This is a genomic window from Ruegeria atlantica (genome assembly GCF_947495585.1).
Taxonomy (GTDB): Bacteria; Pseudomonadota; Alphaproteobacteria; order Rhodobacterales; family Rhodobacteraceae; genus Ruegeria; species Ruegeria atlantica_G.
In genome coordinates this window covers 1-16,140 of the sequence record NZ_CANLZK010000009.1, presented here as the reverse complement: position 1 = coordinate 16,140, position 16,140 = coordinate 1, and the positions used below count along the sequence as shown (strand labels likewise).

At 53.5% G+C, this 16,140-nt stretch carries 16 protein-coding genes; 8 read left to right on the top strand and 8 right to left on the bottom strand.

Annotation, left to right across the window (positions count from 1 at the left end; translation table 11 throughout):
- Positions 1-137: 137 nt before the first annotated feature.
- The gene (locus tag QMP16_RS15205) at positions 138-320 is read right to left on the bottom strand and encodes an SH3 domain-containing protein (protein ID WP_432653409.1); all 183 of its coding nucleotides are present in this window, start codon (positions 318-320) and stop codon (positions 138-140) included.
- 393 nt (positions 321-713) lie between these two features.
- Between QMP16_RS15205 and QMP16_RS15200 the strand changes: the two genes are divergently transcribed.
- The gene (locus tag QMP16_RS15200) at positions 714-818 is read left to right on the top strand and encodes a 2Fe-2S iron-sulfur cluster-binding protein (protein WP_348774606.1); all 105 of its coding nucleotides are present in this window, start codon (positions 714-716) and stop codon (positions 816-818) included.
- 176 nt (positions 819-994) lie between these two features.
- On the top strand, positions 995-1,198 hold the full coding sequence (locus QMP16_RS15195; protein ID WP_282153063.1) for a hypothetical protein: 204 nt from the start codon (positions 995-997) through the stop codon (positions 1,196-1,198).
- A 228-nt stretch (positions 1,199-1,426) separates the two neighbouring features.
- On the opposite strand, the gene QMP16_RS15190 is transcribed toward QMP16_RS15195, so the two are convergent.
- From QMP16_RS15190 to QMP16_RS15170, 5 genes are all read right to left on the bottom strand, one after another.
- Positions 1,427-1,600 (bottom strand): hypothetical protein, encoded by a 174-nt coding sequence (locus tag QMP16_RS15190; protein WP_282153062.1) that lies wholly within the window; start codon positions 1,598-1,600, stop codon positions 1,427-1,429.
- A gap of 27 nt (positions 1,601-1,627) precedes the next feature.
- Entirely contained in the window at positions 1,628-2,605 is a 978-nt protein-coding gene (locus QMP16_RS15185; RefSeq protein ID WP_282153061.1) for a 2-dehydropantoate 2-reductase, read from the bottom strand.
- A 4-nt stretch (positions 2,606-2,609) separates the two neighbouring features.
- Positions 2,610-4,145, bottom strand: coding sequence for an acyl--CoA ligase (locus tag QMP16_RS15180; RefSeq protein ID WP_348774603.1), 1,536 nt, complete (start codon positions 4,143-4,145; stop codon positions 2,610-2,612).
- 57 nt (positions 4,146-4,202) lie between these two features.
- Positions 4,203-4,886 carry a fumarylacetoacetate hydrolase family protein gene (locus QMP16_RS15175; RefSeq protein WP_282153059.1) on the bottom strand — a complete coding sequence of 228 codons (684 nt, stop codon included), beginning with the start codon at positions 4,884-4,886 and terminating at the stop codon, positions 4,203-4,205.
- A gap of 187 nt (positions 4,887-5,073) precedes the next feature.
- Complete coding sequence (locus tag QMP16_RS15170) at positions 5,074-5,754, bottom strand: FadR/GntR family transcriptional regulator (protein ID WP_282153058.1); 681 nt, start codon at positions 5,752-5,754, stop codon at positions 5,074-5,076.
- A 187-nt stretch (positions 5,755-5,941) separates the two neighbouring features.
- On the opposite strand from QMP16_RS15170, the gene QMP16_RS15165 reads away from it, so the two are divergent.
- The 5 genes from QMP16_RS15165 to QMP16_RS15145 all read left to right on the top strand — a co-directional run bounded on the left by QMP16_RS15165 (position 5,942) and on the right by QMP16_RS15145 (position 10,640).
- Positions 5,942-6,814 (top strand): fumarylacetoacetate hydrolase family protein, encoded by an 873-nt coding sequence (locus QMP16_RS15165; protein ID WP_282153057.1) that lies wholly within the window; start codon positions 5,942-5,944, stop codon positions 6,812-6,814.
- 125 nt (positions 6,815-6,939) lie between these two features.
- Positions 6,940-7,899, top strand: coding sequence for an ABC transporter substrate-binding protein (locus tag QMP16_RS15160; protein ID WP_282153056.1), 960 nt, complete (start codon positions 6,940-6,942; stop codon positions 7,897-7,899).
- Positions 7,896-8,705, top strand: a complete 810-nt coding sequence (locus tag QMP16_RS15155; RefSeq protein WP_282153055.1) for an ABC transporter ATP-binding protein — start codon at positions 7,896-7,898, stop codon at positions 8,703-8,705. The genes QMP16_RS15160 and QMP16_RS15155 overlap by 4 nt, the downstream gene beginning before the upstream one ends.
- Positions 8,702-9,574 (top strand): ABC transporter permease, encoded by an 873-nt coding sequence (locus QMP16_RS15150; protein ID WP_109312708.1) that lies wholly within the window; start codon positions 8,702-8,704, stop codon positions 9,572-9,574. Before QMP16_RS15155 ends, QMP16_RS15150 begins: the two co-directional genes overlap by 4 nt.
- Positions 9,564-10,640: an Ldh family oxidoreductase gene (locus QMP16_RS15145; protein WP_282153054.1), complete on the top strand. Its 1,077-nt coding sequence runs from the start codon at positions 9,564-9,566 to the stop codon at positions 10,638-10,640. The genes QMP16_RS15150 and QMP16_RS15145 overlap by 11 nt, the downstream gene beginning before the upstream one ends.
- Before the next feature lie 42 nt (positions 10,641-10,682).
- Here QMP16_RS15145 and QMP16_RS15140 read toward each other — a convergent pair whose 3' ends face one another.
- Positions 10,683-11,360, bottom strand: a complete 678-nt coding sequence (locus QMP16_RS15140) for a GntR family transcriptional regulator (protein ID WP_282153053.1) — start codon at positions 11,358-11,360, stop codon at positions 10,683-10,685.
- 9 nt (positions 11,361-11,369) lie between these two features.
- Positions 11,370-14,189: an FAD-binding and (Fe-S)-binding domain-containing protein gene (locus QMP16_RS15135; RefSeq protein WP_282153052.1), complete on the bottom strand. Its 2,820-nt coding sequence runs from the start codon at positions 14,187-14,189 to the stop codon at positions 11,370-11,372.
- 191 nt (positions 14,190-14,380) lie between these two features.
- Between QMP16_RS15135 and QMP16_RS15130 the strand changes: the two genes are divergently transcribed.
- Positions 14,381-15,544, top strand: coding sequence for a pyridoxal-phosphate-dependent aminotransferase family protein (locus QMP16_RS15130; protein WP_282153051.1), 1,164 nt, complete (start codon positions 14,381-14,383; stop codon positions 15,542-15,544).
- Positions 15,545-16,140 lie beyond the last annotated feature (596 nt).

Here is a 16,140-nt window from a genome sequence, read left to right as displayed (position 1 = left end):
ACGGCAGGTATGGGTTCTTTCTGGCCCGTGGGCCTGAAAATTCTTCAAAATGGAAGCGCGTCAACAGAGCTGAAACGAAGTACCCCATCAGCATCTTGAGGGCGTCGCCAATAACGACGGCATTAACCACTATTAGTTCAGATTTTTTTCAAATATGCCGAAGAAACATACCCCTTCAACCCACGCGCGCGTTGTAAGGACGCACGGCACCACCGGGTGCCACCGGTTTGCTCGCAACTGTGAACTCCTAGAACTGTTCCATTTGGAAGACCCACGATCACGTTAAAACCCACTCCAGGTCCCGCACGCAATTTCAGCATATCTCCCCCTTCAACTCCAAAAACCTCGCATCGTCTAGGCAAAGCCGCTTCTGCGGTTTCAGCTGCGACAATGACGCCTATAGAAAACGCCGCTAAGGCGTATGAAGACAGCACTACGCATCACGAAAAAAAGCTGCGGAATATCATCTGAAGTCTTTTCCCAAATTGGCCTTACTCAACATGAGGCAGACGACATCATCTGAATTTACAAGAAAATCGCAGGCAAGTAATCCGTTGTCGGATTGCGAATAACATCGCAGGTTTTTCTCCAAAATTCTCCGTATTCTAATCTAGAAACCGGGGTTAGTTGGCTGGCTAAGCAGTTTCGGTCAATCTTCTCGGCGCACACTCGGTTTTCGGAACGATTGTTACAGGAACCACGATAACAGGCAGATAGTTGACCTTGATCTGCCCTTTAGCTGCAACTACGGCGGCTGCATGACCTGTGCCGCGAAACTGAAAACAGGCATGGAGAACAGCGCCGAAAGGCCGCGCTGAACAATAGCCAGATCGCGAACGGCTACGTAATCCTCTGTGTGGCACGCGCGACGTCCGACATCGCATTGGAGACCGGGGTTGAGAGTCATGACAAACTCTATCTCAACCCGTTTCTCGACCCGCTCAAACTCCACGAATAAAAGGCAGGCATTGCGACGCCGTAGGGAGTTAAACCGATGCCCGAAGCAAATACCGACCGCAACTACGATTACGACTCCAAGTACCTAGCTGACATCCTGAAGTCGTTCAAAACCATTGCAAAGGTGAGCGCAAGCGCAGACAATACAAAATTAAGCTATGGTGTTCCCCTTTGGGCAACCCAATTAGACAAAACCGCGTCCTCGGCTGCGCCTGCGGGCCGCACAACTATTTTCGAATAGCATTGACTCGCCCCATCCGCGTTCGCCACTTGGCAGATCAGCAGGAACATGCGCCTTCGGCGTCTGATCTGCAAATCAGCCCTGATTTTCCCAAAAATGAAGTCAAGATCAATGAAATCGGTCTGGGTGCTGGGTGAAGGAAGTGACTCGAAAATGGCAAGGTTTTGTCACTGGTGGTAGAACTATGTGTCGCCTTACAGATGTTGTATAGCATCACAGTTCTTTGACTCAATCGACGACCATAACCTCAAGAATCGAACAAATCGCGTCACTCAATTCCGACCCAAACGTCAAGCATTTCCAACCCAAAACGATGAGCGAAATGACATCGAAGGTGCAGGAATACTCCCAAAGACGCGGGATGACACGTTCGAACCAGCCCCAGTTATCCGCCTCAAGCATGCGCGCGGTGCAAGGCCCACAGAGACTTTAGTAGAGACCTGCGACCTTTGCCCTCAGTTTGATCAGTGATGCGACGGTATCGATTGTGGGCGTTGAGATACCCGTAAGGTGCCCCAGTTCTTGCACTGAAGTGACCAAGGCATCAATTTCCATCGGTCGGCGCAACTCCAAATCCTGCCACATAGAGGTTTTGTGCGCACCGACAGCCGCTCCGCCGTCGAGGCGTTTTTCAACATCTATCGGGAACTTTACACCAAGTTTTTCACCGACTTCCTGAGCCTCGAGCATCATTCCGCGTGCCACGGAGCGTGTGCCTTCGTCGGCACACAGGACATCAAGTGTTGAGTGGGTAAGAGCGGAAATCGGGTTGAACGACAAGTTACCCCACAGTTTCAACCAAATTTCATCCCGGATTCTTGGTCTGACGGGCGCACGCAGTCCGGCAGCGGATAGCGCAGCCGAAAGCTTGACAGCACGGTCTGATTTAGCACCATCGGGCTCGCCCAACGAAAAACGATTACCTTCGATATGCTTAATTGATCCCGGAGCAATGACCTCGGCGGCTGGATAGACAACACATCCGAGGACGCGATCTGGCCCAAAACCGTCCCATTGTACATTACCCGGGTCGACTGACGCCAACCTCGTCCCCTCGTACGGGCCGCCCAGTTTGTGGAAGTACCACCAGGGCACGCCGTTCACTCCACTTACCACGGTTGTCTCGTCTGCAATCAACGGCTGCATTGAGTCTACGACTGCTGGGACGGAATGCGCTTTCAGTGTGATGAAGACATAATCTTGTGGGCCGAGATCGGCAGCATTGTCTGAAGCGCGTATTGGAACGCTAACCGGATCCTGCCCTTCCTCAAGAAGGGTCAGTCCTTTTTCCTGCATTGCCGCCAAGTGGGGGCCACGCGCGACGACACTGACTTCTGTATCAGTCTGTGAAAGTTTCGCGGCAACGTAACCTCCGATAGCTCCGGCACCAAAGATACAAACTTTCATGTGTCTAAGCCTTTGCCAGTCCCAATTTAGCAGCTAGTCCGATCCTTTGTATCTTGCCAGTCGCGCCTTTTGGAATTTCTTCAAGAACAACCACCGAAGTCGGCACCTTGAATTTTGCGAGCCGCGCGCCGACAAAAGCCCTGACCTCCTGACCTTGGATCGTCGCTCCTTCTGAAAGCACCACAGCTGCCGCTATGTCTTCACCCAGTCTTTCGTGGGGAACGGCAAAACAAACTGCCTGAGCGACTTCTGGGTGGCTTAAGAGTACAGCGTCAACCTCAAGTGGACTGATTTTCTCTCCACCGCGATTGATAAGCTCCTTAAGACGACCGGTCAGTCGCAGATAATTCTCTTCGTCGAATGATCCCTGGTCGCCAGTGCGAAACCAAGTTTTTCCGTCCACTTCAAAAAAATTGTCCGCATTTGCCTGCGGGTTGCTTTCGTATCCCGGCGTCACGTTCGGACCGCTGATAACGATTTCTCCGACGTCCCGCGAAGAGATCAGAATATTTTCGTTTTCGTCTGCAATTCTGACTTCGGGGCCTGCTGCTATTCCAACAGATCCGGGTTTTTGCGTTTGGGGAGTAAGAGGGTTGCAACACATTTGATGTGTCGCCTCAGTCATGCCGTAGGCTTCGATGACGGGCGCATTAAAAGTTGCCACCAACTCTTCCATTACCGGGCCCGGCAACGAAGCAGAAGAAGACCGAAGAAAGCGCAACCGCGACTGCTCTATGATCGATTGGTTTCGTGCAGCTCGGGCAAGTATAGCTTGATGCATTGTCGGAACTGCGGTGTACCACGTCGGATTAACTTCAGCGACCTGAGAGAAAAAACTAAGAGCGTTGAACCCGGGGGCGCAGCTAATTTGAGATCCAGCACCTAAAGACGCGGCAACAGCCGCAATCAACCCGTGGATATGAAACAGCGGCATAATACTCAGACAGCGATCGTCGATTGTCAGTTTCAAAGACGACGCCACATTTCGCGCGGATGCGTAGATATTAGCCTGCGTCAGAGGAACGATTTTGGGACGCGACGTTGTTCCTGACGTGTGCAGTATCAGGGCGACATCATCTTCACCCGGTGCGGATGTGTCAGCCGTACCAATTGGGTCACAGGGCAAAATGGAAAACTGACCGGCCGAATGTAAGCGATCGTGAGAGGCCCTCAAGATAGCGATGCCAAGGTCCCTAGCAGCTTTTACGGCAGGTCCATCGTCGTTCTCGTTTACAAGAAGGGCCTTGGCCTTCAGATCTTTGAGGTAGAAAACGTATTCTTCGTGCGTGTACGCCGGGTTCAAAGGTGCCGTCGTCGCCACTTGGGCGACGGATATAAAGGCCGTCGCCATCTCTGGGCCGTTGGGCAACACAATTGCCACTCGGTCGCCACGACCTACTCCGATCTGATGGAGATCTTTTTTGACATTTACACAAAGCTCACGCAGCCCGAGGTAGTTCAACCAAGACCGACCTGGGGCACCGATAGCATTTGCAGTGCCAGAATGGGGTGCGATCAATTCGGCGACTAAGTGGGGCATCTGGGATCCGTTTACAAAAGCGTTGGCCTATTTCGCGGAGTGGGTTTGGTGTGGTTGCTAAGTTACCTTGACAGTTAGGCTACCCAATTTGTCGACCGACAGCACCAATACATCGCCGCGGTTTACTGGACCAACGCCAGAGGGCGTGCCAGACAGGATAACGTCACCGGTGGCAAGTTCGAAGTAATCGCTCAGGTAAGAGATCATTTCAGGGACTTTCCAGATCATCTGGTTCAAATCACCTTCCTGCCGAATTTCTCCGTTCACCGATAGGCGAATTGCGCCTTCGTCGAGTGGCCCAACATCTTCTGCTTTGTGCACCGGTCCGCATGGAGCTGAGCGCTCAAACGCCTTCCCGATTTCCCAAGGACGACCCATTTTCTTCATTTCGCCCTGTAGATCTCGACGGGTCATATCCAGTGAAAGCCCGTAGCCGTAGACATGATCCAGAGCATCTTGCACAGAAATATTCGTCCCGCCGGATTTAAGCGCCACATACATTTCAGCTTCATGATGTACGTCCGAGCTGTGAGCCGGATATGGAAATTCTCCGGATGGATCGAGGTTGTCAGGGTTCTTTTGGAAGAAAAATGGGGGTTCACGATTTGGGTCGTGGCCCATTTCTATGGCGTGCGCCGCGTAGTTTCGACCAATGCAATAAACCCGACGTACCGGGAATATGCCACCGCCTTCTACCGGTATTTCGTGAACCTTCACCGCGGGAATTTCGTGATCGTGCATCGCTTTCCTCCTGAACACTTCGCTGCCAAAGATCGGTTTGCCAATCTGAGGCCTTGTTCCGATCGGTGCTGTGCCACGCCCGAAAAGACGTAGCTCTTGTCTCAGTCATCGCCAATGTGACCGTCGATTTGCAAGAGGTTCAGCCGCAGCTTAGCCCAACCATTTCCCAAATTGGTCGGGTTCTAGTTTAGTGGTCGGCCTCAAGACTAGCTGGCAACACACGGGAGTAAACGGATCTTAGATGAGCCAACATGGCCTGCGCCGCCTCTTCTCCGTCTCCGCTCGATATCGCTGACAGGATCAAGTCATGCTCTCGAAAGCTGGAATAATCATCGGGGGGTTTATAGGTTTTACGGGGTTGTCCCCACACAATGGACCTTCGAACGGAATTCAGAGTCTCGAAGAAATACAGGAAAAGCTGATTACGCGTTGCCCGGGCTATCGCGTGATGCAAATTATTGTCCCATGCTTCATATGTGCGCCAGTCTTCTGCGGCTCGGCACCTCTCAACGCAGAGCCTCATTTGCTCGCGATCCGAACGCGTAGAATGAAGCGCGGCAAGGCGGCTAAGCTGCGGCTCGATGGTAAACCGAACACCTACAACCTGTTCAGGCTTGATCTGTGCACCCAAATAGGTCACGTCCGTTAAATTGAGAACCGGTCGGGCACCAACGAACGTGCCCCGACCCACATGCCGCCAGATAAGCCCCTGCGCCTCTAGTTCGGCCAATACGCGCCTCAGCTGATTTCGGGTTGTGCCCAGCCATTGGCACAGTTCCCTTTCAGGCGGAAGCCTATCGTTGTGCCGGTATCCCGCATTGTCGATCAGGTCCCGGACACGTTGCGAAAGTTCTGAAGGCTCACTCACATTGCCACCCAATTTGCTGATTGGTTGATTGATTGAAACGCCAAGTCGGCAAAAACTCAAGGGCAAGTGACAACCAAATCTGAGTCGCCTGCCAAGATCGGTGACCTAAGTGGGCGCCAGCATGTAGGAGGAGAGCCGAGTGCGTTTAGCGACTGTTTCATTAGATGGCCACGCCGTTTGTGTCGCAATGCTTGCTAACGGAAGCAGGTTGGATGTTTCGCGTGCGATTAAGATGCTCATGCCGGATACGGCTCTTGATGTAAGCACGATGCAGCTGATTATCGAAGGCGGTCAGACCGCGCTGGAGGCGTTAAACGCCGTTGTTGCTGCGGGTGAGGCAGGCGAACTCAAGGACTTACTCGTCCCCGAAGGCGCGCCTCTTCTGTCGCCCATTCCCACGCCACGTAAGAACGTGTTCTGTGTGGGGCGAAACTACGCTGAGCACATCGCAGAAGGCGAACGGGCGCAAAAAGAGAAAATCGGCATCACCGAACATCCGGTTTTCTTTACCAAGCCGCCGACCTCGGTCGTTTCACCAGACGCCGACATCCTACTTTTCCCTTCGGTTTCGCAGTCCATCGACTACGAAGTCGAGTTGGCAGTCGTGATTGGGGAGCGCGGGCGTAACATCACCAAGGCAGATGCGTTTAATCATGTCTTTGGGTATTCTATTCTGAACGACATAACCGCCCGAGACATACAGCGCCGCCATGGCGGCCAGTACTTCAAAGGCAAAGGGCTTGATGGATCTTGCCCAATTGGTCCTTACATCGTGACCGCCGATGCCATCAGCGATCCGCAAGCTCTGTCAATCGGACTGACAGTTAACGGTGAGCAGCGCCAAAACGGGATGACGTCGGACATGATATTCGACATTCCAACGTTAATCGCATCCTTGTCAGAAGGCCTGACACTAGAACCGGGAGACATCATTGCGACAGGTACGCCATCAGGCGTCGGATACGCAATGGAACCGCCGCAGTTTTTGAAAAACGGGGACGTCGTAGTTTGCGAGGTTTCCGAAATCGGCACGCTAAGGAACACAGTGCGCGCCGTATAATGGCTCCTACGCAGCATTCGCTGTGAGGCGTCAACATTCAAGGGAGGAAGACTACAATGATGAACAGAAGGACTTTCACAGCGTCCCTGCTTACTGCTGTTCCGGTAGCAGGAGCACTAGGAACAATGGGTTTTGCGCAAGACTTGCGTGAAATCACCTTCGTGCAACCAAGCCCTTCGGCAATCAACTCATTTCCTGTGTTTGTCGCCATTGGCGAAGGGTACTTCGCAGATGAAGGATTGAACGTGACCGTCGAGGCTATCAACGGCTCAGGCGCCGTGCTTCAGGCATTGTCTGCTGGGCAAGCGCATTTCGGTCGCCCGGGACCCGGGCCTCTGATTGCAGCGCGGTCGCGCGATGTGGATGCCGTACATATCTACAACGTTGCGGCACGCAGCAACTTCGGCATCGCAGTGCCGGAAGACTCTGAAGTCCAAAGCGTTGAGGAACTGCGCGGAAAGGTCATCGGAACCGGCACCGCAGACGGTGCCGAAGTGGGTTTTGCACGAAACGTCTTGACCGGTGCAGGTATGAAAGAAGGTGAGGATTTCACATTTCTTACCGTTGGCGACGGCGGCCCGGCGACAGCAGCTTTCTTGAACGGCGAAATCGACGCATATTCTGCTTCGACGGCTGATACAGCAATCCTGAACCAGCGCGGAATGAAGGTGCGTGACATCACGCCTGCGGAATTCGGGCGTTTCTTCGGAAACGGTATCGCCACAATGGCTGACACAATCGCCAACGATCGCGAATTGGTTGAGGCCTGGAGCCGCGCGTTCGCACGTGGCCATGCCTTTGCTCTCGATGATGCTAACCGTGAAGCTGTGCTGAAGCATTTGGCGGACGGCAATCCGCAGGAAGGCGAAGACAAGGAATTCCAGGCAGCGCTGTTCGATGCCGTACGCTCGAAGACCATAGCAGCGGATCCAAGCAATGGTCTGGGATGGTATCCCGCCGAAGTTTGGCAAGAATGGCAAGACGCGCTCGTCGCAGGGGGCGAAATTCCGGGACCGCTTGATGACTTGAACGCCGCCTGGACCAATGAATTTGCCGCCATTGGCAACGAGGCCGCCAGCAAATGAACGCTGCAGCCGCACAAGAGTTTTCCGGCGCGCCCTTGGGCACGCCGGTCTACGAATTGACCCATTTAAGCAAGACCTATGCACGCAACCTTGTTGTTGCGCTTGAGGACATTAATCTGACGCTTCGGAAAGGAAGCTTCACTTCTGTCATTGGGTCCAGCGGGTGCGGGAAATCCACTCTGCTCAAGATTATGGCGGGTCTGATCCCCCCTACCAAAGGGCGTGTGATCCTACAGGGCCTGCCAGTGACCGGTCCCCGGCGAGACATTGGTATGATGTTCCAACAGGCAACACTATTTCCCTGGAAAACAGCAGTGGAAAACATCGTGTTGCCAATCGAGATCCGCGACGGAAAGGCAGCCGCCAAGCAAGCAATGAGCAAGGCTCACGAACTTTTGGACATCGTGGGTTTAAAGGGATTCGAAAACGTATATCCGAACGAATTGTCTGGCGGCATGGCTCAGCGCGCCTCAATCTGCCGTATGCTGATCACAGAACCAGCCGTGCTTTTGTTAGACGAACCATTCAGCGCGCTGGACGAGCTGTCACGCGACATGATGAATATGGAACTGCAGCGGATTTGCCATGAACAGGATGCGACTGCTTTCCTTGTTACGCACTCTATTCAGGAAGCCGTGATTTTGTCCGATGAAATCGTCGTGTTGAAACCACGCCCGGGCAGGATTGCCGAGATCGTGAAGGTCGACCTGCCGCGCCCACGCACGTTGGATATGATGACCACGCCCAAGTTTGGCGCTATTGTAGACTACATTCGCAGCCTCCTGGATAAGGGAGAAGAAATGTGAGCGACGTTCATAACCACTCACCTTCCCTAAAGGATTCTGACACCGCAGAAGACACGGTATGGGAACAGAAAATTCACTTTATCGACTCAGTTCCACGCTGGCTGGCGATGACCTTTGTCTTCGTGGTTTTCGTGGGCACATGGCAAAGTGTCACGAGCCTTGGGCTGGTTTCCCCAATCATTTTGCCGACACCGATGGAAACCCTGAAAGATATGATCTTCGTGGGACAAAACCTATTGACTGGCGGCTACATGCTTGGGGCGCTGTGGATCACAATCAAAGAAGTTATCTATGGTTTTGCGCTGGCAATCGCGATCGGTTTTTCGCTGGGCGTATTGGTGGGGGAAACGGCATTTGGTGAAAAGGCAGTGATGCCTTACCTGGTGGCCATAGATACCATGCCAAAGGTGGCATTTGCCCCACTCTTTGTAGCGTGGTTGGGTTTTGGCATTGAATCAAAGGTCGCGCTTGCTGCCTTTATCGCGACATTTCCAATCGTTGTTGGTACTGCGGCCGGGCTTCACGCTGCCGACGAAAACGCGCGTATGCTTTTCAAGACGATGGGCGCAAGTCGGATGCAGACATTGTTCAAGATGAAACTGCCGACTGGCCTGCCGCAAATTTTTACCGGTCTCAAGATCGGAGCAGTCGGCGTAATGGCTGGTGCGATCACAGGAGAATTTCTGGGTGGTGGCAAGGGATTTGGCGAACTTATCCGGGTTGCGGCCTCGCAGCTCAACACGCCGCGCGTCTTCTCGTTAATCCTGTATCTCAGCCTTGTCGGTCTGGTCGTATTTGCGTCGGTGGTTTGGACACAGCGTAAATTGGTGTTCTGGCACAAGGAACAGGTGGGAAGAGATGACTTCTGAGCCATTGAAAATTGACTGCCACACCCTGCGCGAATTTGTGGCGGCCGCACTCGAAACTCGAGGTGTGCCAAAATCAGATGCGGACAAGGTGGCCTCGACGATGGTTGAGGCCGACATTTATGGCTATGGCACGCACGGTGTTTTTCGCCTGCGACAGTACCTAGCCCGGCTGGTGGGAGGTGGCTCCAATCCTACGCCAAAAGTCACAGTAGTACATGAGACCGTTGCAACCGCTTTGATCGACGGAGATAACGGCCTCGGCCATCTGGCTATGTCGGCGGCTCGGGATCTTGCAATTGAAAAGGCAAAAGAGGCCGGCATCGGATGGGTTGGTGTTCGGCGCGGCAATCATGCGGGACCACTGGCACTTTATGTACGTCCACAAGCCGAGGCAGGGCTGCTTGGTATGGCCGCGGCAGTGGGCAGCGCGAACCACGTCCCGCCCTATGGCGGTAGCGACTTGCTTCTTGGTACCAATCCCATTGCTTTTTCCGCCCCCGCCGATGGTCCCGACCCGTTTGTGTTTGATATGGCGACGACCGTAGCGGCGATGGGTAAGATCAAAACCCTGCTGCAGCAAGGCAAGCCTATGCCCGAAGGCTGGATGGTTGGGCGTGATGGAAACCCATTGACGGACCCCGCCCTAAAGTCAGAAGGGTTTCTTTTGCCAATCGGCGGTCCGAAAGGGTTCGGTCTTTCGGTGGCAATCGGGTTGATGGCCGGGGTCTTGAACGGCGCGGCTTTCGGCTCTGATGTGGTCAATTTCACCTCGGACACAACTTCATCCACAAATACCGGCCAGTTCGTTATGGCGCTCAATCCGGCAGCCTTTGGGATGGGCAATGACTTTGCTTCTAACGCAGCCCGCGTCTTCTCTGAAATGCGTGCATCTCCCCCCCTGCCCGGGCATGATCCCGTGCGCCTGCCGGGCGACGGCAAAACGGCCGCCGCTGAGGCTCGCCGCAAAGACGGTGTTAGGCTTAACCCGGCCCTATGTCGGGACCTCAACAAACTTGCCTTGGACTGTGGGCTGACGCCCCCATTTCTTGCTCTAAAGACTGACTAGCGGCGTATCCGAGCGAAACTGATAGACGCACTAGACCACACGTTACCTAAGCGACCCACCCTCGGCCTCCAGCGCTTTCACAAGGGCCGAAAGTTTGTTCACCATGTGAAGCTTCATAGACTTTCCAAGCCCATCTGCATCACGGGCCCTGAGTAACTCCATCATGGCTTCATGTTCGTCAATGGCCTGCGCCCAGCGCTCGTCCGACAAGTTGGCCATAAAACGTGCGCGGCGTACCCGCGCCGCCAATAGCTTGTGGTGGCTTTCAAGAATGTCGTTTCGCGCGCCACGTATCAGTGCCTGATGAATGTCCTGATTGGCCTTAAAATATGCCTGTCGATCACGTGACTTATAGGCCTTCAGCATATCATTGTGGCGACGCTCGATCTGTTGAATTTCCGCAGAGTTCATGTGCTGACATGCCAACTCTCCCGCCAGCTGCTCAAGCGTCGCAAGCACTGGAAACGTATTCTCCAATTCCTCTCGCGTGACACTTGCGACGCGGGCCCCCCGGTTGGCTTGAAGTACCACAAAGCCTTCTGATGCAAGCACCTTTAAAGCTTCTCGCAAAGGTGTCCGCGAGACCCCCAACGAGTCGCAAAGCTGTTTCTCGGGCACTTTTTCACCCGGCTTTAGAACATCTTCGACAACCAGGTTGCGTAGCCTTTCGACCAGTTCTTCGTGAAGTGTCGGGCGATTAATGCTGTCCGTCAGGTTCATTTCCATTTCCTAAACATCAAGAACCATATCCAACAGGCGCGCGACGTGCATGGGCTTCCGCTGCGTACCTTCGGCGATTTGGTGGCGGCAAGATGTTCCGTCTGCCACGATAACTGCGTCTATAGGTGCTGCTTCCAACGCCGGGAACAAGTCGAGTTGTGCCATCTTTATCGAAACATCTATAGTGTCAGGCGCATATCCAAACGCCCCAGCCATGCCGCAACAACCGCTTTCAATCATGTGAACTTGTGCCCCAGGAATACGTTTCAAAAGGTTGAGCATCGGTGTGACGGCATCGTGTGCTTTCTGGTGGCAATGCCCATGCACATAGATCGGGCGATCCAACGAACTCAGGGGCAAATCCGGCTGCTTGGCCAAGAATTCCTCAAAGGTGTGGGCTGCGTTCGACAACATCTCCGTTTCCGGCCCCGGGCAAAGCGCCATAAATTCATCCCGGAAAGTGAGGATAGAGGACGGTTCGAGCCCGACTACCGGAACACCTTTTGCAACCGCCTCTCGCGTCGCGTCAATCACGCGTTGTGCCTCGTAACGAGCTTCATCCACGCAACCCACAGCCAAGAAAGTACGCCCACAATCCAAGGCCCTGTCAGATCGATCGTCTCGCGCCACAGCCACCCGAAGTCCTGTTGCCCGCAAAACCCGGACAGCGGCGCGTAAGTTTTCCGGTTCGAAATACCGGTTGAACACATCGGCAAACAGCAACACCTGCGGATCATTGTCCTGAGCCTCGGCATCACGGAACGGAGCAGAAGACCACACTGGCAGATTACGTCGCGCTGAAATACCAGTCGGTCCCTCCAATAGCTTACGCGAGGGTGCAATTTTGTTTCGTAAATTCATAAGCCACGCGACTTTCGCGGCTTTTGGTGCATATCGGGGCAGGTAAGCTATCAATTTGTCTACCAACGTCAGCCCATCTTTTTTACGTTTTGCTGACAATACTTCGATTTTCATTCGCGCCATATCGACGCCAGTCGGACATTCCCGAGCGCACGCTTTGCAGGACACGCAGTACTTCATTGTGCCCAACATGGCATCGGACGACAAACCGCCTGACATCTGCCCGCTGATCGCAAACCGCAGCGTATTTGCCCGTCCACGCGTAACATCACGCTCGTTTCGGGTCGCTCGGAAAGATGGGCACATAACGCCACCCTTGAGCTTGCGGCATGCACCATTGTTGTTGCACATCTCGACGGCGCCCTGAAACCCTCCTCCGGAACCCGGCCAAGCGGACCAGTCCAGTGTTGTTTCGAATTCAGGAACCGAATAATCTAGGCCATAGCGGAACAGTCTGCGGTCGTCCATGGCAGGCGCGTTAACGATCTTGCCGGGATTCATCACCCCGTCGGGATCAAACCGGTTCTTAACCTGCTCAAACGCAGAAACGATACGCTGACCGAACATCTTCTCATGAAATTCTGATCTTACGATCCCGTCACCATGTTCACCTGAATGAGATCCTTTATATTTTTTGACCATATCAAATGTTTCTTCAGCGATAGCCCTCATTGTCCGGGCGTCTTTGTCTTGCCGCATGTTCAGCACAGGGCGCACGTGCAAACACCCCACCGAGGCATGCGCGTACCATGTTCCCTTTGTGCCATGTTTTGCAAAGATTTCGGTCAGGCCAGCGGTGTATTCGGCGAGGTCGGGCAGCGGGACAGCGCAATCTTCGACAAAAGAGATTGGTTTTCCCGCCTCTTTCATCGACATCATGACGTTCAACCCGGATTTTCGGTACTCGGCGATAGAATTCTGCAAAGAGTTGTCCGTAACAGAGACAACGCCGCCCCACCGGTTTTCCGCACCGCTGAAAGCAAACCCGAGATCTCCCATCAGTTGCGAAAGCTCGACCAGTTTTGCGGCATTCGCCTCGGCGCTACCCTCAGCGAATTCCACCAGCAGCAGGGCTTCGGGATTGCCTTCAACAAATGCATTAATCGTTTCGCGAAACAATGGGATTTCACGCCCCAAGGCAATCATGGTGTCGTCGACCAACTCTACCGCCTGCGGGTTGAGTGTCACGATTTGCTGGGTGGCTTCCATTGCAGCACGGAATGTCGGGAAATGGCACACACCCGTAACTTTCGCGCTCGGCAGATGAGCCAGGCTTAATTCCAGTTCTGTGAAATAGGCCAATGTGCCCTCTGACCCCACCAACAAATGGGACATGTTGATGTCGTTACCTACGAGCGCGTCGATATTGTACCCGCCCACACGGCGTTGGACTTTGGGAAAACGAGCGTCAATTTCAGCAGCCTCGCGACGCCCAAGAGCGCGCATGTCACCAACAAGATCCGAAAAATCGCCTGATGCGGCCGTATCAGCGCTGAACCGCGCTTCCGTGCCGTCAACCATGATTGCGTTTATCGCACGGACGTTGTCTCGCATGATCCCGTATCGCAGAGATTTTCCACCTGAAGAATTGTTTGCCGCCATCCCCCCAAGAGTGCAACGAGACGCTGTTGAGGGATCCACGGGAAACCACAGGCCATGCTGCTTCAACGCTTGGTTCAATTGATCCAGAACAACACCGGGCTGAACGCGCGTAATACGTTTCTCAACATCTACGTCAAGAATACGATTCAAGTGTTTTGTGTTGTCCAGCACAACACCCTGATTGACTGTTTGCCCGCATTGCGACGTGCCGCCGCCGCGAGGCAGAACCGAACATCCTTCGTCCCGCGCAATGGACATTACTGCTTGGACATCCTCTGTGGACCGGGGGATCACCACAGCGTCCGGTATCATCTGATAGATTGAGGCATCGGTCGAGTATCGAGCAAGCGATGCCGGATCTGACATCACTTCCCCCCGTACATCAGACAACAGTCGGCGGCACAACGATCCATTCTCTACCATCAGGTACGCCTTCTCTTCCGTTTAAGCCTAATTAGACCCTTCACTTCATCGTTGACTGAATAATGAATTCATAATTAACTTTTGCAATAGGCAATAGCGCCACTTTTTTGGCACCAGCGTAAGGATCAGTTCAAATGCGTCAGGCGGGTAGACACTTTTTGCAGATTCCAGGGCCAAGTGCTGTGCCAGATCGAATCTTGAGAGCCATAAGCACGCAGACCATTGATCATCGAGGACCGGATTTTGCTGAAGTGGGAAATAAGGCCCTAAATGGCATGAAGACGATTTTCAGGACAAAACAGAACGTCTTTATCTATCCTTCATCCGGCACCGGCGCATGGGAAGCCGCCCTTGTGAACACGGTTTCGCCAGGCGAAAAAGTTCTGATGTTCGAAACAGGGCATTTCGCCTTCATGTGGTGCAACTTGGCTGGAAAACTAGGGTTGCAACCAGAGCTGATTGAAGGAGATTGGCGTGGCGGCGCGGACCCCAATCAGATTGAAGACCGTCTACGTGCGGACGAGCAGCACGACATCAAGGCGGTTTGCGTCGTTCACAACGAAACGTCCACCGGGTCAGTCTCATCAATTGACGAGGTGCGCAGGGCCATAGACGCAGCAAAACACCCCGCACTTCTAATCGTGGATTCCATCTCCGGCCTTGCGTCGATTGATTTTCGGTTCGATGACTGGGGGGTCGATGTGTGTGTCTCCGGCTCGCAAAAAGGATTGATGTTACCGCCTGGTCTGAGCTTCAACGCCGTGAGCGATCGGGCGCTAAAACACTCAAAATCCGTGACCACGCCGCGAAGTTACTGGGATTGGCAAGATATGGTCGGACCAAATCAGAAGGGGTTCTTTCCCTACACCCCCGGAACCAATCTTCTCTATGGATTAAATGAGGCCATAGACATGTTGCACGAGGAAGGGTTGGACAACGTTTTTGCCCGTCACTCCCGACACGGAGCCGCGACACGGGCTGCCGTGCGCGCCTGGGGTCTTGAGGTTTTGTGCACACATCAAGGTCAGGAATCGGGCGTCTTGACTGCGGTTAAGGTCCCAGAAGGTCACTCCGCCGATGCGTTTCGTGCTACGGCGCTTGAGCACTATGACATCTCATTAGGAAATGGTCTGTCCAAGGTAGCCGACAAGGTGTTCCGTATTGGCCATTTGGGCGACTTCAACGACCTAAGTTTGATGGCCACCCTTTCTGGCGTAGAAATGGGCCTAGCCAAGAGCGGTATGCCTCATAGCAGAGGCGGCACTCAGGCTGCCTTGGAACATCTCAATGCTGCGTAGCGCGAGTTGACATTTGACAGATCCCTCAGCTAAATTTGCCACGAATGGCATTGAGGTTCGCGGGTGTGAGCAACATCTTCCCCTATTGCCGCAACATAACCCGTTGCCTTTCGGTAGCGGGTTTTATCTTTTTTGCGGAGGTCAGAAAGCCAAAGGGGAAAGTTGAACCGTATCCACCTAGCGCTCCGAATTCAGAACATCTCAAAAAATTAGCCGTGATCGCCGTCATATGCGCTTCCCACGTAACGCTGAAGCACGAATATCTCACCAAATTCTCGGTTATTAGAAATGCTGTACACGCCTCGTTCTGATCGTTTGACGATCAACAACCATTTGGTGAGGCGGCATCAAATAGAGCCCAGCGCACTCTGTCTTGTATGTCTGCTGAACAACTATCGGTAAAAACGCCCATCTGAGCGCGCAGTTTCCAGCACTTTTCATGCATAAAAGATACCTCGGTAGGCAAGCGTTTCAGTACGCTTTGATGAGGACGCCCAATAAGCTTCCAAAAACTGTCTCTAGGTTAGGTGTTCATCCAACGATGATCCATCAATTGAAATGGGCGCTGCTTGAAGGTGCTTCGGGTGTATTCGAGT